The organism is Demequina litoralis (genome assembly GCF_030418455.1).
GTDB classification, from domain to species: domain Bacteria; phylum Actinomycetota; class Actinomycetes; order Actinomycetales; family Demequinaceae; genus Demequina; species Demequina litoralis.
The window spans coordinates 66,462-89,328 of record NZ_JAUHPW010000002.1; the positions used below are offsets into that span (position 1 = coordinate 66,462).

Annotated in this window: 12 protein-coding genes; 4 read left to right on the forward strand and 8 right to left on the reverse strand. The window is 72.4% G+C overall.

The annotated features are described in order from the left end of the window. Nucleotides 1-65 precede the first annotated feature (65 nt). Nucleotides 66-2,219, forward strand: coding sequence for a glycogen debranching protein GlgX (gene glgX / locus QQX09_RS02965; RefSeq protein WP_301131224.1), 2,154 nt, complete (start codon nt 66-68; stop codon nt 2,217-2,219). Nucleotides 2,220-2,255: 36 nt separating this feature from the next. Here glgX and QQX09_RS02970 read toward each other — a convergent pair whose 3' ends face one another. The 5 genes from QQX09_RS02970 to QQX09_RS02990 form a co-directional block, all read right to left on the reverse strand. Beyond that, nucleotides 2,256-5,627: a glycosyl hydrolase 53 family protein gene (locus tag QQX09_RS02970; protein ID WP_301131225.1), complete on the reverse strand. Its 3,372-nt coding sequence runs from the start codon at nt 5,625-5,627 to the stop codon at nt 2,256-2,258. A 371-nt stretch (nt 5,628-5,998) separates the two neighbouring features. Continuing rightward, nucleotides 5,999-6,892, reverse strand: coding sequence for a sugar ABC transporter permease (locus QQX09_RS02975; protein WP_301131226.1), 894 nt, complete (start codon nt 6,890-6,892; stop codon nt 5,999-6,001). Continuing rightward, entirely contained in the window at nt 6,892-8,484 is a 1,593-nt protein-coding gene (locus tag QQX09_RS02980; RefSeq protein ID WP_301131227.1) for an ABC transporter permease subunit, read from the reverse strand. The genes QQX09_RS02975 and QQX09_RS02980 overlap by 1 nt, the downstream gene beginning before the upstream one ends. A gap of 84 nt (nt 8,485-8,568) precedes the next feature. Further along, a complete protein-coding gene (locus QQX09_RS02985) occupies nt 8,569-9,819 on the reverse strand; it encodes a sugar ABC transporter substrate-binding protein (protein ID WP_301131228.1) in 1,251 nt (416 codons plus the stop codon). Between the two features lie 164 nt (nt 9,820-9,983). Further along, on the reverse strand, nt 9,984-12,017 hold the full coding sequence (locus QQX09_RS02990) for a beta-galactosidase (protein WP_301131229.1): 2,034 nt from the start codon (nt 12,015-12,017) through the stop codon (nt 9,984-9,986). 324 nt (nt 12,018-12,341) lie between these two features. Here QQX09_RS02990 and QQX09_RS02995 point away from each other — a divergent pair, with 324 nt between their 5' ends. Then, nucleotides 12,342-14,342 (forward strand): alpha-1,4-glucan--maltose-1-phosphate maltosyltransferase, encoded by a 2,001-nt coding sequence (locus QQX09_RS02995; protein ID WP_301131230.1) that lies wholly within the window; start codon nt 12,342-12,344, stop codon nt 14,340-14,342. A 34-nt stretch (nt 14,343-14,376) separates the two neighbouring features. Then, a complete protein-coding gene (gene glgB / locus QQX09_RS03000) occupies nt 14,377-16,542 on the forward strand; it encodes a 1,4-alpha-glucan branching protein GlgB (RefSeq protein WP_301131232.1) in 2,166 nt (721 codons plus the stop codon). Nucleotides 16,543-16,681: 139 nt separating this feature from the next. Here glgB and QQX09_RS03005 read toward each other — a convergent pair whose 3' ends face one another. Genes QQX09_RS03005 through QQX09_RS03015 form a run of 3 tightly spaced genes read right to left on the reverse strand, consistent with a single transcriptional unit; the run spans nt 16,682 to nt 19,516 of the window. Next, nucleotides 16,682-17,560 (reverse strand): co-chaperone YbbN, encoded by an 879-nt coding sequence (locus QQX09_RS03005; RefSeq protein WP_301131233.1) that lies wholly within the window; start codon nt 17,558-17,560, stop codon nt 16,682-16,684. 25 nt (nt 17,561-17,585) lie between these two features. Then, entirely contained in the window at nt 17,586-18,563 is a 978-nt protein-coding gene (locus QQX09_RS03010) for a DUF8094 domain-containing protein (RefSeq protein WP_301131234.1), read from the reverse strand. Further along, complete coding sequence (locus QQX09_RS03015; RefSeq protein WP_301131235.1) at nt 18,560-19,516, reverse strand: hypothetical protein; 957 nt, start codon at nt 19,514-19,516, stop codon at nt 18,560-18,562. Before QQX09_RS03015 ends, QQX09_RS03010 begins: the two co-directional genes overlap by 4 nt. Nucleotides 19,517-19,663: 147 nt before the next feature. Between QQX09_RS03015 and QQX09_RS03020 the strand changes: the two genes are divergently transcribed. Further along, nucleotides 19,664-22,867 (forward strand): hypothetical protein, encoded by a 3,204-nt coding sequence (locus QQX09_RS03020; protein ID WP_301131236.1) that lies wholly within the window; start codon nt 19,664-19,666, stop codon nt 22,865-22,867.

Here is a 22,867-nt window from a genome sequence, read left to right on the forward strand (position 1 = left end):
CCGCGCATCGTCCGTGCCGGGAAGCAATCCTGGGCGCGAGAGCGTTCTCGGCTAAGAATATGGACATGACCTCCCCCACCGTCGCCCCTTCTCCCGACCCGCATCGCCTCGGCGTGCACCTCGTCGAGGGAGGGGCGATCGTCGCGGTCTACGCCGCGCATGCGACCGCGATGCACCTGTGCCTGTTCTCCGACGACGACCGCACGGAGACCCGGATCCAGCTGCACGGCCCCCAGAACGGCATCTGGCACGCCTTCGTGCCGGGCATCGAGGTGGGCCAGCGCTACGGCTTCCGCGCCACCGGCCCGTGGCAGCCCAAGCAGGGCCACCGCTACAACCCCGCCAAGCTGCTGCTCGACCCCTACGGGCGCGGCATCGAGGGCCGCCTCACCCCCATGACCGAGCCGGGCGCGAAGGCGCTGCTGAGCTCGCGCGACGCGACGGACTCGGCGCCGCTCATGCCGCGCTCGGTGGTGACGGAGAAGCCGTCGGGCCCGTGGCAGACGCCGCACCCGCGCGTCCCGTGGACGGACACCGTCATCTACGAGACGCACGTCAAGGGCCTCACCAAGACGATGCCGGGCATCCCCGAGGAGCTGCGCGGCACCTACGCGGGCCTCGCGCATCCCGCCGCGATCGACTACCTCACGGGGCTCGGCATCACGGCGGTCGAGCTGCTGCCGGTCCACGCGTTCGCGCCCGAGCCGCACCTCGAGCACGGCGGGCTCGACTCGTACTGGGGGTACTCGACGCTCGGCTTCTTCGCGCCGCACGCCGGCTACGCGACCGAGGCCGCGCGCGCCGCCGGTGCGCAGGCCGTCCAGGACGAGTTCTGCGGCATGGTCGACCTGCTCCACCAGGGCGGGCTCGAGGTCATCCTCGACGTCGTCTACAACCACACGTGCGAGGGCTCGAGCGCGGACCGCGTGCTGTCGTGGAAGGGCCTCGACAACCGCGTCTACTACCGCAACCAGGTGCACGCGCCGCAGCACTACGACGACACCACCGGCACCGGCAACACGCTCGACTTCGCGCACCCGCTCGTGAGCAAGATGGCGCTCGACTCGCTGCGCTACTGGGCGACCGAGATGCACGTCGACGGCTTCCGCTTCGACCTCGCGGCGACGCTCGGCCGCACGATGCAGGGCTTCTCGAGCGACCACCCGTTCCTCGTGGGCCTCATCACGGACCCCGTGCTCGGCGGCCTCAAGCTCATCGCGGAGCCGTGGGACATCGGCCTCGGCGGGTGGCAGGTGGGCAACTTCCCCCAGCCCATGGGCGAGTGGAACGACCGCTTCCGCGACTACACGCGGGCCTTCTGGCTCCAGTGGGGTGCCGCCAACTCGGGACAGCGTCACCACCCCACCGCGCCGGAGCTCGCGACCCGCATCGCCGGCTCGTCCGACCTCTTCGGCCACTCCGAGCCGTACGGGATGCGCGGCCCGATCGCGTCCGTCAACTTCATCACCGCGCACGACGGCTTCACCGCGCACGACCTCACCGCGTACAACCACAAGCACAACGAGGCCAACGGCGAGGACAACCGCGACGGCACGGACAACAACCGGTCCTTCAACCACGGCGTCGAGGGCGCGACCGACGACCCGGACATCCTCCACGCCCGCCGCCGCTCGATGCGGAACATGATGGGCACGCTGCTCATCTCCGCCGGCACGCCGATGCTGCTCGGCGGCGACGAGCTGGGCCGCAGCCAGGGCGGCAACAACAACGCGTACTGCCAGGACAACGAGATCTCGTGGTTCGACTGGGACCTCGAGGAGTGGCAGGTGGACCTGCGCGCCTCGATCGCCGAGCTGCTGCGCCTGCGCCGCGAGAACCGCGTGCTGCGCCCGGGCAGCTTCTACGACGGCGTCGACCACGACCCCACCGACCAGCTCTACCGTGCCGACTCCGCGTGGTTCCGCCACGACGGCGAGCACGAGGACGAGGACTGGTGGGAGGACCCCGAGACGCGCGTGGTGCAGTTCATGCGGTCCCTGTCGCGGCCGGCCGAGGCCGACGCGCTCGTCGTCGTCAACGGCCACAACGGCGCCGTCGACGTGCGCATCCCCGAGGACCAGGGCGCCCCGTGGCATCTCGTGTGGGACAGCGCGTGGGACTCGCTCGCCGAGCGCACCGCCGCCGTGGTGCAGCCGGGCGACACCCAGACGATGGAGGCGCTGTCGCTGCGCCTCTACCTCACCGAGCCGGAGGCCTGATCGCGGGGCGGTCGCCGCGACCGCCCCGCGCCCGGCTCATGCGACGGCGCACTCCCGCCCGTCGAGCGTGAACGCCTCGACCGGGAGCGGGTCGCCGGTGCCGTCGACGTGGATCACCACGTGCTTGCCCGGCGGGATCTCGGCGGTGTGGCCGCCGTCCACCACGACCACGTCCGCGCCCGCCTGCAGGAACGCACCGGGCCTCACGGCCGTGACCTCCTCGTCGCCCGCGAACGACCATGCGAGCCACCAGCCGTCGAGCGTCGCGTCGGTGCCGTTGCGCACCTTGGCGGTCGCGGTGAAGCCGGTGGTCGTCGGCTCGGTCGCGTAGGTCACCGTGCAGGGTGCGGGGACGTCGCCGAGGCCGTCGAGCGCGGACTCGAGGAGGGCCGCCGCCTCGTCGGCCTGGTCCTGCGTGGGGGACGATGCCGCGAGGACGATGCGCGCCTTCTCGAGCGCGTCGTCGAGGACCGCGAGCGCGGTGGCCGGGTACGCGTCGCGGTCGATCCCGTCCGCCTCGGCGACGAGGTCCTCGAGGGTCGCGGTGTCCACGGCCGTCGCGGCCCGGGTGACCGAGAGGTCGTCGGCCCAGAACCAGTCCTCCGCGGCACCGGTCGCCCGCAGGGCCACCGTGAGGCTCTCACCCTCGGCGACCTCGACCGTGGTCGAGGGCCTGCTGTAGGCCTCCCACCCGGCCATCGTGAACGGCTCGACCGTCTCGGTGCCGGCGACGCCCGCGACCAAGTCCACCGCGAGGGTGTCGCTCGCCGCGCCGTGCGCGACGCCGGCCACGGAGTAGAGGCCCGCGGGCAGGCCCGCGACCTCCTGCGTGACCGCGACGTCGAAGCCGGCCGCGTCGTAGGCGTTGACCGCGAAGTCCCCTCCCTCGCCGGCGGGGTTGGCGAGGACCCCGAAGGTCGACGGCCACGGGTCGGCCGCGAAGGTCCAGCCCGCGTCGTCCCCGGTCTCGAAGCCGGGGTTCACCAGCCACTCGCGCGCGGCGACCGTGACGTGCGCCGTCGCGGTCCAGCCGCCGTCGGTGACGCCGGTGACCGCGTACTCGCCCGGCGAGGTGATCCACGCGAGGGAGTCGGACCAGGCCACGGCCTCGGTGGTCGCGGAGCCGTCGTACGCGATCACGGTGACCGTGCCGGGCAGCGCGAGGGCGTCCCCCTCGACCGCCTCGACGGAGACGTCGCCCACGGTCGGGTCGGGCAGCTCGGCACCGTCCTCGAGCTCGAGGGCGTCGAGCGCGGCCTGCAGGAGCGCCTCGGTCGCGGCCACGTCCGCCTCGGCGGGACGCGAGGAGGCGAGCACGTTGCCGGCGGACTCCACCGCGGCGTCGAGCATCGCGAGCGAGTCGTCGGTGTACACGGAGCGCTCGATCGCGTCCGCCTGGTCGACGAGGTCCGCGAGCGCGGAGGTGTCGACGTCGGAGGTCGGGGCGCGCTCGAGGCGGACGTCGTCGATCCACGCCCACTCCGTCGCGTCGCCCTCGCCCCAGATGCCGATCTGGACGGTGCCGGCGTCGCCGACCACGACCGTGAGGCGTGGGTCGCGCCCCTCCTGCCAGCCATCGAAGCTCGCGTCCCAGCCGTCGAGCGCCCACGCGGCGTCGCCACCGGTGCCGCCGTCCGCCCAGGCCCACAGCCGCAGCGAGAGGTCCGGGACGCCGTGCGCGGCGGCGGTGAGCCGGTAGGTGCCGGGCGCGAGGCCCGTGACGGTCTGCTCCACCTGGAACCATGACGACGGCGCGGCCCCGCCGAAGTACACGTTGACGCCGTAGTCGCCGACCACGTTGTCGCCGCCCGCCTCGACCCAGAACGTCGTCGGCCACGTCCCTGCCGTGAACGCCCACGGATCCACGGTCGTGCCGTTCTCGAAGCCGCCGTTGGGCACGAGGTTCTCCGCCTCGACGGTCACGGTGGCGACCGTCGCGTGCCCGGAGGCGGTGGTGCCGCTCACGGTGTACTCACCCGGACCGGAGATGAAGGCGGCCGAGCCGGACCACGTCACGTCCTCGTCGACCACGCTGCGGTCGTTGTAGGTCACGGCCACCGTGGCAGGCAGCACGATGTCGTCGCCGTCGAGGAAGGTCGGCGCGGGCTGCTCGACGGTCTCGACCGCGAGGTCGGTGACCGCGCCGGTGTCGACGTAGTCGAAGACCTTGAGCGACTCGAGCGCCGTGCCGTCGAAGCCGAACAGCGCCTGGTTGTCCCAGGCCGAGCCGCCGTACCAGACCCCCGCATCGTCCGGGTCGTACTCACCCGCGTAGCTGGAGGCCCAGCCGGAGCCGTACGTCTCCCACAGGACCTCGTTGCGCGCGAGCTGGGCGGGCGTGCCGACCGGCAGCCACGCGGGCTCCCAGTAGAAGACTCCGATGCCCGCCGCGTCGGGGACGTCGGCCACGGCCTGGATGACGTCGGCGAGCGCGTGCGCCTGGCCCTGCACGCTCACCGGGTACGCGGTGGCCTCGGTCGGCAGGTCGATGACGTTGCCGTGGCCGTCGCCGTCCTCGAGCGTGTACGCCCATGAGGTCTCCGCGACCATCACCTGCTTGCCGTAGCCGTCGGCCACCGTGGACAGCGTGTCCGTGAGGTTGTCGAGCGTGCCGTGCCAGAACGGGTAGTACGAGCTCGCGAACACGTCGTAGTCGACCCCGCGCTCCTCGAGCGCGGCGGCGTAGCCGGGGTACCGGCCCGTCTCGGGGTTGGTGAAGTGCACCGCGACCAGCGCGTCGGGGTAGACGTCGCGCACCGCGGCGGATCCCGCGGAGAACACCTGCGCCATGGCGTCCCAGCCGGACAGGCCGGCGACGCCGTTGTTGGTCTCGTTGCCGACCTGCACCATGCGCACGTCGATGCTCTTCTCGCGCATCGCCTCGAGCGTGGTCCGCGTGTACTCCTCGACCGCGACGGCGGTCTGGGCGCCGTCGAAACCGTCCCACGCCTTGGGCGCCTGCTGCTTGCCGGGGTCCGCCCAGAAGTCCGAGTAGTGGAAGTCCACCAGCACGCCGAGGCCCGCCCGGGTCGCGCGCTTGCCGATCTCCACGGCCCGCTCCGCGTCGACGGTGCCGCCGCCGTAGCCGTGGCCGGCGGAGTCGAACGGGTCGTTCCACACGCGGATGCGCACGTCGGTCACGCCGGCGTCCGCGAGGATGCGGAACAGGTCGCGCCTCTTGCCGGACTCGTCGCGGAACACGACGCCGGACTCCTCGAGGGCGATCACCGACGACACGTCGACGCCCTTCATGAAGCCGTCGCCGAGGTTCTCGACCTTGTCGACGAAGATCCCCGCGTCGGCGGGTCCGTCGGCGGCCGGGGGCTTCGCGGAGGCCGGGGCGGCGAGCATCGCCCCCAGTGCGACGACGGCGGCGGCCGTCGCCCCCGCTCGGATGGTGCGGAGCATGGATCGTTCCCTTCGATCGACGTTGATCGGGCGGGGCGCCCGGGTGGCTGGGACCGCTCTCAGCATGGCACGGCCGGGCGGGCGGCGCGACCGGGGGCCGGCGCATCGTGACCATTCTGTGACCGGTCCCACATGGGCCGGTGAGATCGGCGATCCCCCTCGACTGCCAATGAACCCCGTCGATTGCCAATGACACGCGTGACGCGTGTGAACCGACGCAACGGGGCACCGGGGACACCGGGGGCACCGCCCTCACCTGCGCGGCGAATTCACACCAGTCACAGGTGTCATTGGCAATCGACGCGGGGGGAGACACGAACGGGGTCCGGGGCGACCCGCGCCCTGGACCCCGTCCCTGGAAGGAAGCCCGGTCAGCCCTTGACGGAGCCGGCCGTGAGGCCTCCCACGATGTAGCGCTGCAGCGCGAGGAACAGGGCGAGCACCGGCACCGCGGCGATCACCGTGCCCGCCGCGAACAGGCCCCAGTTGGCCGTGAGCTGCTCGGACACCCACTGGTACATGCCGACCGCCAGCGTCCAGTTCTCCTCGGACACGAGCACGATGCGCGAGAGGATGAAGTCGCCGAACGAGCCGATGAACTGGATCAGCCCGGTCACCGCGAGGATCGGGGTGACGATCGGGATGATGAGCCGCCAGTAGATCTGCGCGTGGGTCGCGCCGTCGATCTTCGCGGCCTCGTCCATCTCCGCGGGGATCGTGTTGAAGAAGCCGTACATGAGGAACGTGTTGGCACCCAGCGCGCCACCCAGGTAGATGCTGATGAGCGCGATCTTCGAGTCCAGCCCGAGCGCGGGGACCACCTCGCCGAGCGCCAGCAGCAGCAGGAAGATCGCCATGAAGGCGAGCGTCTGCGGGAACATCTGCAGGATGAGCAGCGACGTCAGCGACGTGCGCCGGCCGTTGAAGCGGAAGCGCGAGAACGCGTACGCGGCGGCCGCGCCCATGAGCACGGCGCCGAACGCGGCCGCGAAGCAGACGATGAGGGTGTTGCCGACCCACGTCCAGTAGCTCGTCTCGCCGAGCGCCTGGTAGTTGACGAGGCTCACCGAGCTGAACAGGCCCTGGGCGCCGGACAGCGAGCCGCGCTCGTTGAGCGACGCGGACAGCACGAAGACGAGCGGGAAGGCCGCGTAGAAGAGCACGATCACCGCGACGGGGTACTTCCAGCCGACCTCGCGCCACCACCGCGAACGGCGCGTGGGCTGGCGGCGGGCGGCCGCGGGTGCGGGGTTCTCGGTGGCCATCAGAACTCCTCCAGCTTCCTGGTCTGTCGGAACGCGAGCGCGGAGATCACGCCCACCACCACGAACACGAAGACCGCGAGCGCGGACGCGAGCCCGAAGTCGGCACGGCCGCCCGCGACCCCGGAGATCTCGTAGATCGCGGAGATGAGGATGTCCGTGGCGCCCAGCGGGAGCGTGGTGTCGTCGAAGTTGGGCCCACCGCCGGTGAGCATGTAGATGATCGTGAAGTTGTTGAAGTTGAACGCGAAGGACGCGATCGCGAGCGGCGCGGTCGACACGAGCAGCAGCGGGAACGTGATGGAGCGAAACAGCCGCCAGCCGCTCGCGCCGTCGATCCTCGCGGCCTCCGTGGTCTCGGACGACAGCGACTGGAGCGCTCCCGTGCACACGAGGAACCAGTACGGATAGCTCAGCCACAGGTTGACGAACAGCACCGCGAAGCGCGCGAGCCAGGGATCCTGGAGCCAGCTGATGTCCGCCCCGAAGAAGAAGAACTTGTTGATGATGCCGAACTCGGGGTTGAGCATGCCGCGCCAGAGCAGCGCGGACATGAACGCCGGGAACGCGTACGGCAGGATGAAGAGGGTGCGCAGGGTCTTCTTGCCCTTGATCCGGTCGTCGTTGAAGATCAGCGCGAAGAGCAGGCCGAGCAGGAAGCTCGTCACCACGGTGAGCAGCGCGAACGCGAAGGTCCACGCCGTCACCTTGAACAGCGGCGCGCGGATCTCCGCGTCGGTCACGGCGCGGCTGAAGTTGTCGAGGCCCACGCCCACGTACCAGCCGGTCGGGAGCGTCGAGCCGTCGTCACCGACGAACGTGCCGCGGTCGTTGGGCGAGTAGACGACGTCGGTGTCGGTGTTGGTGAGGGTATCGGCCTCGGGGTCCCAGTCGAGCGACGAGCGGTAGATCTTCGCGGTGGCGCCCTCGCGCGTCCGCAGGGACCCGTCGTCGGCCTCGTCCGAGATCGGGACGCGCAGATCGATCACGTCCTGCGCGAGCGCCTGGTCCGAGAGCAGGTCGCCGCGGGGGACGACCTCCCAGCCCGGCACCTCGCTGGGGGCGCCGTTGTCGCCGACGGTCGCGTCCGGCGCGTCCTCGAGCGGCTGGTCCTCGGTGCCGACCCTGACGGTGCCGTCGTCGTTCACCGCGAAGCCGAGCGTGTCCCCGTCGCGCACGACGGTCAGCGGGTACGTGGGCGAGCCCTCGACCTCGGTCTCGGCCTGGATCAGCGCGGCCTCGACCGCCTGCTCCTTCGAGCCGTTGTGGCCCGCGCCGTAATTGGTGGTCGCGATGTACGCCGTGTAGGCCATCGCGAATACCTGGAACACCAGGAGGAACACGAGCCCCGGGTACAGGTACTTGAGCGGCAGCATGCGCCGCGAGAAGTAGATCACGTCGGCGAGCAGCAGGAACGCGACGAGCCCGCCGAGGACCGCCCACGCCCCGGCGTTCCAGGCCGAGAGGATCGCGGCGATCCCGAAGGCGTTGACCGCCATCATCAGCAGCAGCTTGACGACGAATCCCGCGCCGAACTGCCTGGCGTGCGACTCACGCGGCGGCGCGGCCGTGACCTCGTCCTGTCGGGTGGACATCCGTGCTCCTCTGTTCTCGCGTCACTGCAAGGGGGGTGGGGAGCCGGTGGGGCGGGGCATGGCCCGCCCCACCGGCGGGGATCGTTAGGAGATCGCCTTCTCGAGGTCGGTGACGAACGCGTTCCAGGTCTTCACCGGGTCCGCACCGTTGATGATCTTGGACTCGGCCGCGTTCCAGCGGCTCCAGACCTCGCCCATCTCGGGGATCGACGGCAGGAGCACGCCCTGCGCCGCGGCGTCGACGAAGCCCTGGAGCCACGGCTTGTCGTCGGAGCCCACGCCCTCGAACACGGGGATGCGCGGGTCGAGGTCGTACAGCGTCTGCTGGGCCTCCTGCGTCGCCATGTAGTTCGTGAGGAACTCGTTGGCGAGCAGCGTGTTCTCGGACTGCGAGGACACGTAGAAGCCCTGCACGCCCACGAACGGCGCGGCCTGCTCGTCGCCCGCACCCGGCACCGGGTAGACCTGCATGTCGAGGCCGTCGAAGCCGCCGATCGTCATGGCCCACGGGCCGGTGATGATGTACGGCGACTTGCCGGAGGCGAACAGCTCGTACGCGGTCTCGTTGTCGAGGTTCGCCGACACGTTGCCCGCCTCGGCCTGCTCGGACAGCCAGGTCGCGAAGGCCTCGCCGTTCTCGCCGCCCATCGCGACCTCGGGGATGAACGCGCCGGTGTCGTCCTGAGCGAAGACCGGGGCACCGAAGGAGGTCTGCACCGGGTAGAGGTGGTAGGCGTCGCCGTCACCCATGGAGGTGGTGAAGACCACGGGCCGGTTGGCGCCGGACTCCTCGCCCATGGCGATCATGTCGTCCCACGTCGCGGGCGCCTCGTCGGCGACGAGGTCCATGTTCGCGATGAGGGCGATCGCCTCGGAGAAGAACGGCACGCCGTAGAGCTGGCCGTCGAGCGTGAGCGCGTCGAGCGCGACCTGCTCGAACGAGCCGGCCTTGTCGCCGAGGTCGACCGTGTTGACCACGCCGGCCTCGACCAGCTCGCCCAGCCAGTCGTTGGCGCCGATGGTGATGTCGGGACCCTTGCCCGTGGGGACCTGGGCGAGGAAGTCGGTCCGGATGTCCTCGAAGTTCTTCTGCACGAGCTCGACGGTCGCGCCCGTGTCGGTCTCGAACTGCTCGGCGGCGGCCTCGACCGCCGGCTTGCGGTTCTCGTCGACCCAGACGGTCAGGGTGAGGCCGGTCGCGTCGATGGCCGCCTCGCTCTCCGACGCGGCCGGCGCGGCCGAGCTCGGGGTCTCCTCGGTCGTGCCCGACGAGCACGCGGCGAGGAGTGCGACAGACGTCGCCACAACGGCGACCTTGCCGATGGTGTTACGCATGGATATTCCTTCCAGAGTGGAGCCACATTGCGCGCCTCTGGTGAGATCGCGTCTCTGCGACAGGTTACGTCCGAGCCAGGGCCCCCGCCCGGGGATCCTGGGTCGTCAGCGGGTTTCTCGCGGTCTGGGATCGGGACCGGCGCAGCCCGGTCCGTCCCCACGGGTCAGACCTCCTCACCTCCGGTCGCACGCGAGGTGCGGACGACGGCGACGCCGCCTCCCGGCACCTCGAGCCCGCCATCGGTCTCGGCGCCGGTGAGCAGGTCGATGCCTGCCACCGGGAGCCGAGCTGCGTCGTCGCCGTGGTTGACGGCGACGACGAAGTCGTCAGCGGCGCCGTGCCGCGTCACGACCTCGAGGGTCTCGGGCAGCCCCGAGGCCTCGATGCCGGCGTCGGCGTAGACCGCGTCGAACACGGTCTTCAGCGCGTGCACGTCGAGGCGCGTGCCGACGTACCAGCCCACGCCCTTCCCGTGCTCGTTGCGGGTGATCGCGGCCCCGCCGGCGCCCGGGCCGGTCGCGTTCTCCGCGACCACCTCGGCGCCCGCGAGCGCGATGTCCTCCTGCCACACGTCGGACGGCGCGGTCGCGCCGGAGCCGTCGACCCACCGCACGGTGGCGGTGTCGCCCTCGCGCAGCGGCAGGAACTCCTCGACCGTGAGGCCGAGCGCGTCGCGCAGCGGGGCGACGAAGCCGCCCTCGTGCACCGCATCGTTCTCATCCACGATCGCGGAGAAGAAGTTGACGAGCAGCGTGCCGCCGGCCTCGACGTAGCGCGTGAGGTTCTCGGCGGACGATGCGGTGAGCAGGTACGACGCGGGGGCGACGACGAGCCTGTACGCGGACAGGTCCTGGCCCGGGTGCGCGAAGTCGACGGTGACGCCGTCGCGCCACAGGCGCTCGTAGAAGGCGCGCATGCGCTCGCGGAACTGCACGTCGTCGGACGGGCGCCACTCGAGGTCCTGCGCCCACAGCGACTCCCAGTCGTAGAGCACCGCGACGTCGGCCCTGACGGCCGAGCCGCGGACCGCGGCGGCGTCCTGCAGGTGGCCGCCGAGCTCCACGACCTCGCGGAACACGCGGGACGATGCGCCGGCGTGCGGGAGCATCGCCGAGTGGAACTTCTCCGCGCCCGAGCGGGAGGCGCGCCACTGGAAGAACATGATCGCGTCGGCGCCGCGGCCCAGGTGCGTCAGCGCGTTGCGGCGCATCTCGCCCGGACGCTTGGCGATGTTGCGGCCCTGCCAGTTGACCGCGGACGTCGAGTGCTCCATGAGGATCCACGGCTTGCCGCCCGCGACCGAGCGGGTGAGGTCCGCGGACAGCGCGAGCCCGACGTGCGCGTCGGGGTCGGGCGACCACAGGTAGTGGTCGTCGGAGACCACGTCGACGAGCTCGGCCCACTTCCACAGGTCCGTGTTCCAGGACTGGTGGGCCATGAAGTTGGTGGTGATGGGCTGGTCGGCATGCGCGCGGATCGCGTCGCGCTCGATCACGTAGCACTCGCGCAGCCGGTCGTCGGTGAACCGCGCCCAGTCGAGCTTCATCGCGGGGTTCGTGATGGTCGCGGTCGCGGCGGGGGCGACCACGTGCTCCCAGGCGCCGTAGCGCTGGCCCCAGAACGCGGTGCCCCACGCGGCGTTGAGGCCGTCGAGCGTGCCGTAGCGCTCCTGCAGCCAGCGCTGCCACGACGCGACGGCGCGCGGGCCGAAGTCCTCGGCGATCGGCACGCCGTACTCGTTGTGGACGTGCCACATCACGACGGCGGGGTGGTCGCCGTAGCGCTCCGCGAGCGCGCCGGCCATGCGGGCGATCGCCTCGCGGTACTCGGGCGAGGCGTGCGAGGCCATGCCGCGGCCGCCGAAGCCCATGACGGTGCCGTCCTTGTCGGTGACGCGCGCCTCGGGATAGCGGTGGAAGAACCACGCCGGGGGCGAGACCGAGGGCGTGCCGAGGTCCGCCGCGATCCCGTTGGCGTGGAGCAGGTCGAGGAGGTCGTCCATCCACGCGAAGTCGTACACGCCCTCCTCGGGCTCGAGCATCGCCCACGAGAAGATGCCGACGGAGACGAGGTTCACGCCCGCCTCGCGCATGAGACGCATGTCCTCGTCCCACGTCTCGCGCGGCCACTGCTCGGGGTTGTAGTCGCCTCCGTAGGCGAGACCCTCGAGTCGGGGCCAGCTCGCTGCTGCCGTCATGACACTCCTCCGGCCCCCGGAGGAGCCTGCACAACTCTGGCGGACCTCATCGGCCGCCCGTACTGGGACCGTTCACAGTCTATGCCCCGCAAAAGGGCCCTGCACAAATCGAGCGCGGCGGCGTGACCCATTCGTGACACGCCGTTATCGATCTGTAACCGCGTACAGCCCCCTTTGGATGCAAGCGGTTACATCAACCGCGTGCCACACATTACATGCTTCCGGAGGGCGTGCAACACACCGTCGGTCCCGGGTCACCGGCGGGCGTGGCACGCGATGCCCTCCTGGTAGGCATCGGAGCGCATTGCGAGTAGGTTCGGGGGCATGGCCCGCTCCCCTGAGACGTCCATCGGTCGCATCCCCATCGTGGGGGTCCAACCCTCGCTCGAGGAGGGACGGTGGCCGGCTCGCGCCGTCATCGGCGAGGCGGTGCCGATCACGGCGACGATCTTCCGCGAGGGGCACGACTCCGAGGGCGCCACGGTGGTGGTCACGCGGCCCGACGGGCGCCACGAGCGGCTGCCGATGCCGCTGCACGACTGGGGCACCAGCCTCTACCGCGCGATCCTCACGCCGCGCCACGAGGGCCTCCACCGCTTCCGGGTCGAGGCCTGGTCGGACCCCGTCTCGACCTGGCGGCACGCGGCCGAGGTGAAGATCCACGCCGGCGTCGATGTCCAGCTCATGCTCGACGAGGGCGTCGCGGTCCTCACCCGGGCGCTCACCGAGGTGCGGCACACGCCCGCCCGCAAGGCGCTCCTCGAGGAGGCCATCGCCTCGCTCCAGGACGGCTCGCTCGCGCCCGAGGCCCGCCTCGCCCCCGCATCGTCCCCCGAGCTCAAGGCCGCCCTCACGGTGGCGCCCCTGCGCGACTGGGTGACCACCTCGCCCGAGTACCCGCTGCTCGTCCAGCGCGAGAAGGCGCTGGTGTCCGCGTGGTACGAGATCTTCCCGCGGTCCGAGGGCGCGCGGATCGTCAAGCGCACCGGCGAGTGGACCTCGGGCACCTTCACCACCGCCGCCAAGCGCCTGCCCGCGATCGCGGACATGGGCTTCGACGTCGTCTACCTCACGCCCATCCACCCCATCGGCGCCACGCACCGCAAGGGTCGCAACAACTCGCTCAAGGCGGAGCCAGGCGACCCCGGCAGCCCGTACGCGATCGGCGCCGCCGAGGGCGGCCACGACGCGATCCACCCCGGCCTGGGGACGATGCGCGGGTTCCGGTCCTTCGTCAAGGCGGCCCGGTCGGTGGGCCTCGAGGTCGCGCTCGACGTCGCCCTCCAGTGCTCGCCCGACCACCCGTGGGTGACGGAGCACCCCGAGTGGTTCACGCAGCGCCTCGACGGCACGATCGCCTACGCGGAGAACCCGCCCAAGAAGTACCAGGACATCTACCCCCTCAACTTCGACAACGACCCCGAGGGCATCTACCACGCGATCCGCGACATGCTGCAGGTGTGGATCGACGCCGGCGTCACGCTGTTCCGCGTCGACAACCCGCACACCAAGCCGCTGACCTTCTGGGAGCGGCTGCTGCGCGAGATCGCCGAGGACCACCCCGAGGTGATCTTCCTGTCCGAGGCCTTCACACGGCCGGCGATGATGCACACGCTCGCGAAGATCGGCTTCCACCAGAGCTACACCTACTTCACCTGGCGCCAGAACGCCGAGGAGATGGGCGAGTACCTCGAGGAGGTCTCGGGCGACGCGTCGTTCTACATGCGCCCGAACTTCTGGCCCACCACGCACGACATCCTCACCCCCGACATGCAGCACGGCGGGCCCGCGATCTACCGGATGCGCGCCGTGCTCGCCGCCACCGGCGCCCCCTCGTACGGCATCTACACCGGCTACGAGTTCGTCGAGAACGTGCCGCGGCCGGGCGTCGAGGAGCAGATCGACAACGAGAAGTACGAGTTCAAGCAGCGCGACTGGGCGGACGCCGACCGGTACGGCATCAGGACGCTCCTCACCACCCTCAACCAGACGCGCGCCAAGCACCCCGCGCTGCGCCGCCTGCGGGGGCTGCGCGTGCACCCGACCACCAACCCCGAGATCCTCTGCTTCTCGCGGCACCTGCCGCCCGAGGAGTCGCCGACGGGCAAGGCCGACACCGTCATCGTGATCGCGAGCTTCGACCCGCACCACGTGCAGTCCGGCGTCGTCACGCTCGACCTGCCCGCGCTCGACCTGGCCGACGACGCGCGGCTCGTGGTCGACGACGTCGTCGGCGGCGCCACCTACACATGGGGGCGCGACTTCTACGTCCGCCTCGACCCCGCTGTCACCCTCGCCCACGTCGCCGTGGTGAGGCCCGCATGATCCGCTCGTCCGCCCACCAGCAGAGAGGGTGCTGATGCCCCGCCGACTCGACCAGGCCGTGCTCGCGGACATCGCGCGCGGCACGCACCACGACCCGCATGCCGTCCTGGGTCCGCACCCCGAGGGCGGCGCGGTGGTGATCCGCGTGCTGCGGCCGCTGGCCGACGCGGTCGAGATCGAGACCCTCGACGGCACGTTCCCGGCCGAGCACGAGCACCACGGCATCTGGTCCGCCGAGCTGCCGGGCGAGGAGATCCCCGACTACCGGGTGCACACGACGTACGGCGACTCGACATCGGTCGCCGACGACCCGTACCGCTTCATGCCGATGCTCGGCGAGCTCGACCTCCACCTCATCCGGGAGGGCCGCCACGAGCGCCTGTGGAGCGTGCTGGGCGCCAACGTGCACCGCCTCGAGTCCGTGCTCGGCGAGGTGGTCGGCACCGACTTCGCGGTGTGGGCGCCCAACGCGCGTGCCGTGCGGGTCGTGGGCGACTTCAACCACTGGCAGGGCGCGACGCACGCGATGCGCACCCTCGGCGCGTCCGGCATCTGGGAGCTGTTCATCCCGGGCGTGGCCGCCGGCACCACGTACAAGCTCGAGATCCTCGACAAGAACGGGCACTGGCGACAGAAGGCCGACCCGATGGCCCGGCGCACCGAGCTGCCTCCCGCGACCGCGTCGGTGGTCGAGGAGTCCGCGTACGAGTGGGGCGACCAGGACTGGCTGGACCGCCGCGCATCGTCCCAGCCGCACCGCAGCGCCATGTCCGTCTACGAGGTGCACCTCGGGTCGTGGCGCCAGGGCCTCGGCTACGTCGAGCTCGCGGACCAGCTCACGGCGTACGTGACCGAGATGGGCTTCACCCATGTCGAGTTCCTCCCCGTGATGGAGCACCCGTTCGGGGGCTCGTGGGGCTACCAGGTGTCGGGCTACTACGCCCCGACCTCGCGCTTCGGCTCCCCCGACGAGCTGCGCTACCTCATCGACACGCTGCACCGCGCCGGCATCGGCGTGCTGCTCGACTGGGTGCCGGGCCACTTCCCCAAGGACGAGTGGGCGCTGGGACGCTTCGACGGCACGCCGCTGTACGAGCACCCGGACCCGCTGCGCGGCGAGCAGCCCGACTGGGGCACGTTCATCTTCGACTTCGGCCGCGCGGAGGTGCGCAACTTCCTCGTCGCGAACGCCGTCTACTGGCTGCAGGAGTTCCACGCGGACGGCCTGCGCGTCGACGCCGTCGCGTCGATGCTCTACCTCGACTACTCGCGCGAGGCCGGGCAGTGGCGCCCCAATGTCCACGGCGGGCGCGAGAACCTCGACGCGATCGCGTTCCTCCAGGAGGCCAACGCCACCGCCTACCGCAGCGCGCCCGGCGTCGTGATGATCGCCGAGGAGTCGACCGCGTGGCCGGGCGTCACCGCGCCCACGAGCGCGGGCGGCCTGGGCTTCGGGCTCAAGTGGAACATGGGCTGGATGAACGACACCCTGCGGTACATGGGCGAGGAGCCCGTGCACCGCTCGTACCACCACCACACCGTGACGTTCTCGCTCATGTACGCGTTCTCCGAGCACTACATGCTGCCCCTGTCGCACGACGAGGTGGTGCACGGCAAGGGCTCGCTCGTGGACCGCTTCCCCGGCGACCACTGGCAGAAGATGGCGACGCTGCGCGCGCTGCTCGCGTACCAGTGGACGCACCCGGGCAAGACCCTCGTGTTCATGGGCTGCGAGTTCGGCCAGTACGCCGAGTGGTCCGAGGGCCGCTCGCTCGACTGGTGGCACCTCGAGGACCGGCTCCACGACGGCGTGCGCCGCATGCTGGGCGACCTCAACCGCCTCTACCGCGACACGCCCCCGCTGTTCGAGCGCGACTCGGACCCCGCCGGCTTCCGGTGGATCGACGCCGACGACTCGCGCCGCAACACGCTCGCCTTCCTGCGCATGGACGATGCGGGCGAGCCCGTCGCGGTCGTCGTGAACTTCGCGGGGGTGCCGCACGACGACTACGCGCTGCCGCTGCCCCGGGCCGGCGGCTGGGACGAGGTCTTCAACACCGACTCCGAGTCGTACGGCGGCTCCGGCGTGGGCAACCTCGGGCACGTGGTCGCCGCCGAGCGGTCCATGCATGGCTTCCCGGCCGTCGCCACGATCCGCGTGCCCCCGCTGGGCGCGGTGATCCTGCGCCCGTCCGCCTGACCCACGGGTGCGGGTGCCCCTCCACGCGCGTGGGGCACCCCTCCACATCCGCGCCGGCGTGTCGTCGGCGTGTCGCCGCTGCGGGTCCGGATCGTGAGCCGCAGAGCGAGGCTCGCGTGGAGGAGTGCCCGGGGGTCCGCTAGTAGAGCGCGGAGGCGAGCGCCTGGCGCGCCCGCAGGACGCGCTGGTCCGCGGGGTCGACCACCTCGAACAGCTCGAGCAGCCGCGCGCGCACGCGCTCGCGGTCGTCGCCCGCGGTCGTCCTCACGAGGTCGACCAGCCGTCCGTACGCATCGTCCAGCTGCCCGCCGAGCACGTCCATGTCGGCGACGGCCATCTGCGCGTCGATGTCGTCGGGGGCGTCGGCCGCGGCCTTGCGCACCGCGCCGAGGTCCGCCGTCCGCGAGCGCGACATCAGCCGCACCTGCGCACGCCCGGCCCGCGCGTCGGCGTCCTTGGGGTTCTCCCGCAGCGCCTTGTCGAAGGCCGCCTCGGCGGCATCGAGGTCGCCGCGGTCGATCGCGTCGTGCGCCTCCTGGTGCAGCGGCGGCAGCGGCTCGGGCGCGTCCTCCTGGACGGCCTCGCCGGCGGGCATGCCGGCGGCGGCGCCCATCTGGCGGGCGGCCTCGACCACCTGGCCGAGCACCTCGACGAGCTGCTCGCGCGTCGCGGCACCCTGGAAGAGCGGCGCCGGACGGCCGCCGATGAGGGCGACCGCGGCGGGCACGCCGCGGATCTGGAAGGCCTGCGCGATCGCGGGCTGGGCGTCGACGTCGCACGCCGCGGCGTTGACGCCGACGGAGGCCGCGACCTCCTCGACCTCCCGCGCCAGCTCCTCGCTCTGCGGCGAGGAGGCGGACACGAAGGCGATGACGACCGGCCGCTGCAGGGACTGCTGCGCGAGCTCCTGGAACGCGGCCTCGTCGATGGTCGCGAGCCCCGAGTCGGCGCGACGCGAGCGCGCGGCGAGCGCGCCGAGGTCGACGGCACCGCGCAGCGCGGCGGGGGTGTCGGTCATGGGGGTGATCCTCCTCCTGGCGCGGCTACTTGGCCGCGACCTTCACAAGGTGGTGGTCGGCCGCGACGACGGTCGGCTTGCCCTCGCCGTCCGCCGGGACGTGGATGACGACCAGGTCGTTGTACGTGTGGGTGACGCGGTCCTTGAGCTTGCCCGAGACGAGCGCCTTGTCCGTGTCGGAGATCGACACGGTAGCGCCGCCCTTGACCCGCAGCGAGGACGTCACCACGATCGGCGCGAAGATGAGCGCGCCGCCGTCGGCCGTGGCCATCGCGTAGGTGTCCTCGAGCTGGGGCTGCACGGTGTCGACGTAGTCGCCGTCGCCCTTCTTCGCGGCCGCCGTCAGCACCTTGCGCGCCGCGAACAGCCGCGCGCGGTACGTGTCCTTGCCGAACTCGGAGGCGAGGTCGCTCTTCGCCCCCTGGCGCAGGAGCTTGACGTAGTCCCTGACGACCTGCTCGGGGGTGGGGTCGACCGCGTCCGAGTCGAGGGGCAGCTGGTTCGAGCCCACCGCGGGGCCCGGCATCGCCGGCAGCGTCGCGCCGGGCACCATGTGCGCCCAGTTCTGGAGCACGTACTCCGAGTCGATGTCCTCCTGGAGCCACACGAGCACGACAGGGGTCGCGTCCTCGGGCGCCTCGGAGACCCCGACCATGACGCGCGGGAACACGCCCTCCGCGCTCACGTAGACCGCCTGCATGGTCGACGGGATCTCCTCGATGGCCTGCTTGTCGCCGGCCTTCCGGAGCTTGTACTCGACGCCGCGCACGGTGACGGCCGTGCCGCCGACCCGCTCGCCGAGCAGGTTGGCCTTGCGGGCCTCGTCGGCCGCCTCGAGCTCCGCGAACGTCGCGGGCACGATGCGGTCGATCTGGGTCTGCGTGATCGCCGAGGTCTCCTGCGCGGCGGGCGGCGCGACGGGCTCGGGCACCGCCGGCGTGCAGCCGGCGAGCACGACGAGCCCGGCGACCGCAGCGGCCGCGAGGGTGGTCTGCCTTCTCATGGGCGCTCCTCTCCGTCGGCGGTGCCGGCGGGCGGCGCATCGTCCCCCGCGGTCGGCTCCGACGGCTCGTCGGTGCGGGGCACCTCGCCGGTGGTCGGGTCCGCCTCGGCGTCGACGACGGGGATGCCGCCGGTGGCCGTCGCGGTCTCGCGGCGCTCGCGGCGTCCGCCCGGCGTCGCCGGGGGCGTGGCCTTGCGGCCGGCGACGGCCGTCTCGACCTTGGAGCCGGCGTTGCGGTGGTCGACCAGCAGCGACACGAGGGCGATGAGCCCCGCGACGGCGAGCGCCCCGCCCCACCACTTGAGGGGGGTGACCCAGCCGTCGTTGACGACGCGGTCGATGGTCATGGTCACCTCGGTGAGCGACCCTCCGTCGGCGGCCTCGACCACGAGGGTGAGGCCCAGGTAGCTCTCCGAGAGGTCGTCGACGTCGAGCGTGAGGCTGCCGTCGCCGTCCCACGATGCGCGCCAGATGTCGGCGATCGGGGCCTCCTCGGCCGACGCGCTCGGCTCGGGCGACGCGCTCGCGGAGGCCTCCGGCTCGGTTGAGGCGCTCGCGGACGCCTCGGCGGACGGCTCGTCCGTGGCCGATGCGGAGGCGTCGGGCGAGGCGCTGGGCTCCGCGGTCGCAGCCTCGTCGGCGACGAATGGCTCGGTCGACAGCTCCTCCCAGGTGGGGACGCCGGTGAGGACGGTGGCATCGCGGGTGGCGGCCCAGTCCTCGGCGTCCTCGGTGCGTCCGGCGTAGACGACGAGCTCGCCGTCGGCCTCGACCGTGATGGACCCGCCGGGGGCCATGGCGACCATGGCGGGACCGATCAGCAGGACGGGGGTGTCGACCGCGGCGCTCGGCGTGCCGAAGGACGCCGGGCGCATCGCATCGGCGATCAGACCGCCGATGAGAAGGAGCAGCCCGAGCGCCCCCGCGATGAGCGCGGTGGTGCGCAAAGTCACGTGATTCTCCGTTCGTCTCGCTGTTCACTCTACGAGACAAGGCTCGAACGCGGCTCCCTGCCGCTTTGTTCCACGCGGGGGCCGGGCACTACCCTGAGGGTCGAATGCGCGACCTGCGCCTCCCCCGGCGCGCGATCTAGGAGAGCCATGGCCGAAGAGAACCTGCCGTTCCCGCTTGCGATGCGCGGGTACGACCGTGAAGCGGTCGCGGCCCACATCGCTCGGCTCGAGGACGCGGTGCGCGAGCAGTCGGGCGCCGTCGAGGAGGCCCGCCGCGAGGCGCAGCAGGCACGGTCGTCGCTCGACGAGGCGCAGAAGGCGCTGCGCGAGTCCGAGCAGCCCACCTACAAGGGCCTCGGCGCGCGCGTCGAGCAGCTCCTCCGCTCCGCCGAGGAGCAGTCCTCCGACGTGATCGCCCGCGCGAACACGCACGCCCAGGACACGGTCGCGCGCGCCAACGTCGCGGCCCAGCAGCTGCGTGCGCGCGCCGACAACGAGGTCGCCGAGATCCTCGCGCAGAGCCGCCGCGAGGCCGACGAGATCAAGACCCAGGCCGAGCACACCGCCGCCGGGCTCCGCGAGGCCGCGGAGCGCCAGGCCGGCGAGTCCGTCGAGCGTGCCCAGCGCGACGCCGAGCGGATCCGTTCCGCCGCGGAGGCCGAGGCCGCCGAGGCGCGCGCCACGGGCGAGCGCGAGGCCCACACCCTGCGTGCCTCCGTCGAGCGCGAGGCCACCGAGCTGCGCGTCACGAGCCAGCGCGAGGCCGCCGACCTGGTCGACGCGGCGCGCGCCGACTCCGAGCAGAAGCTCGCGCACGCGCACCAGGAGTCGAGCCGCCTGCGCGACGAGGCCGCCGCGTTCCTCGCCGCCTCCCACGCCGAGGCCGACGAGCTGACCGAGGCCACCCGCGTCGAGACCGAGCGCCTCAGGACCGACGCCGCGCGCATCGTCGCCGAGGCGCGCGAGGAGGCCACCGCCACCCGCAAGGCCGCCGAGCAGGCCGCCGGGCACTCCATCGGCGAGGCCGAGCGCGAGGCCGCGAACCTCCGCGCCGTCGCCGAGGCAGAGGCCTCCGACATGCGCATCTCCGCGGAGAGCGACGCGGCGACGATGCGCAACGACGCCGCCGCGGCGCTCGCCCAGGCGAACGACGAGGCACAGGAGGCGCGCGAGACCGCCGAGCACGACGCCGCCGAGGCGCGCCGCGTCGCCGCCGAGGAGATCGCCCACCTGCGCGCGCTCGCCGAGCGCGAGACCGGCCAGCAGCGCCGCGAGGCGGACACGTACGTCGCGGACCTGCGCCACACCGCCGACCAGGACGTCGCACAGCTGCGCCACACCGCCGACCAGGAGGTCGCCGAGCTGCGGGCCGTCGCCGCGCGCGACAGCGCCGCGCTGCGCACCGCCGCCCAGGCGGAGGCCACGGAGCTCCGCGACAGCGCGGACGCGTACGCCGCCGAGCTCCGTCAGGAGACCGAGGCCTGGGTCGCCCACCTGCGTCAGGAGACCGAGGCCTGGTCCGCGCACGAGCGCCGCGACGCCGAGGGCTTCGCAGCCGCGCTGCGCAAGGAGACGGAGGCCTGGGCCGCCAACGAGCGCCGCGAGACGGATGCCACCGTGACCGCGCTGCGCGAGGCCACCGAGGCGTGGGTCGCCGCCGAGCGTCGCGACGCCGAGGGCTACGCCGCCGGCCTCCGCGAGGAGACCGAGGCGTGGGCGGGCGACACCCGCCGCGAGGCCGAGCACTACGCCGCGACGCAGCGCGAGGAGGCGGACACGTACGCCGCCGCGCTGCGCAAGCGCGTCGAGGGCGAGGTCGCGGAGCTGCGCGAGGACGCCGAGACGTACGCCGCCGGGCTGCGCAAGCGCGTCGAGGGCGAGGTCGCGGAGCTGCGCGAGGACGCCGACACCTACGCCGCCGGGCTGCGCAAGGAGGTCGAGGCCGAGGTTGCCGCGCTGCGCGGAGAGACCGAGGCCTGGGCGGCCGACGAGCGCCGCACCGCCGACGCCGAGGTGGCCGCGCTCCGCGCCGCGACCGCGGCCTGGGTCGCCGAGCAGCGCCAGGCCACCGACGAGGACCTGGCCGCGCAGCGCCGCGAGCACGAGGAGCTCGTCGCGACGCAGCGCCAGGACGCCGACGTCTACGACGCCGACACGCGTCGCGAGGCCGACGCGTACGCCGGCGAGACCCGCCGCGTGGCCGACGCGTACGCGACGCACGAGCGCCAGACCGCCGAGGCCTACGCCGCCGAACAGCACCGCGGCGCGGACGTGTACGCGGCCCAGCAGCGCCGCGACGCGGACGCCTACGCGGCCCAGCAGCGCCGCGACGCCGACAGCTACGCGACGCACGTGCGCGAGGCCGCCGACGAGGAGGTCACGGAGCTGCGCGACACCGTCGCCGCCGAGATCGCCGAGCAGCGCCAGGCCGCGCAGACCGAGGTCGACGCGCTGCGCGCCGACGCCGAGGCCTTCGTCAAGGACGCCCGCCGCCAGGCGGCGGAGCTGCGCCGCACCGCCGACGAGGAGGCGACCGCCGTGCGCGGCGCCGCCACGACGGACGCGCTCCAGATGCGCCAGGCCGCCGAGTCCGAGACCGCGGACCTGCGCGCGACGGTCAACGCGGAGCTCGCGGAGCTGCGCTCGACCGCCGATGCCGAGGCCGCGCGCCTCACCCGCGAGGCCGAGACCGCGCTCGCCCGCGCCCAGCAGCAGGCCTCCGACCTGCGTGCGACGAGCGACCGCGAGGCCAAGGACACGATCGCGAACGGCCAGGCCGAGGCCAAGCGCCTCGTCGACACCGCGACCGTCGACTCCACCCGTATGCGCGAGGAGTCGCAGGCCGCCGCCGAGGCCGCCCACGAGGAGGCCCGGCGCACGCGCGAGGACCTCGAGCTCGAGGTCGTCACCACGCGCGAGCAGGCCGAGCGCGAGCTCACCCGCCGCCACGAGGAGGCCACCGCCGAGACCGCCGCGATGGTGGCCGACGCGAAGCGCCGCACCGCCGAGGCGGAGGACCGCCTCAGCGCGACGCTCGAGCGCGCCGAGTCCGTCCGCCGCGAGGCGGAGGTCCACTCGCAGACCCTGCTGACGAACGCGCGCAACAACGCCGACGAGATCGTCTCCGACGCGCGCGAGCACGCCGAGGCGATCATCTCCGAGGCCGTGAGCGACGCCGAGCGCGAGCGCACCATGGCCGCGCGCGAGGTCGACGAGCTCAACCGCCAGCGCGAGTCGATCACCACCTACCTCGACGACCTCCGCGGCCTGCTGTCCTCCGACCCCGTCGGCAACCTCGCCCGCGCGAGCCGCCTTCAGGCGGAGCACGAGGCGGAGCGCTCCGAGGCGTGA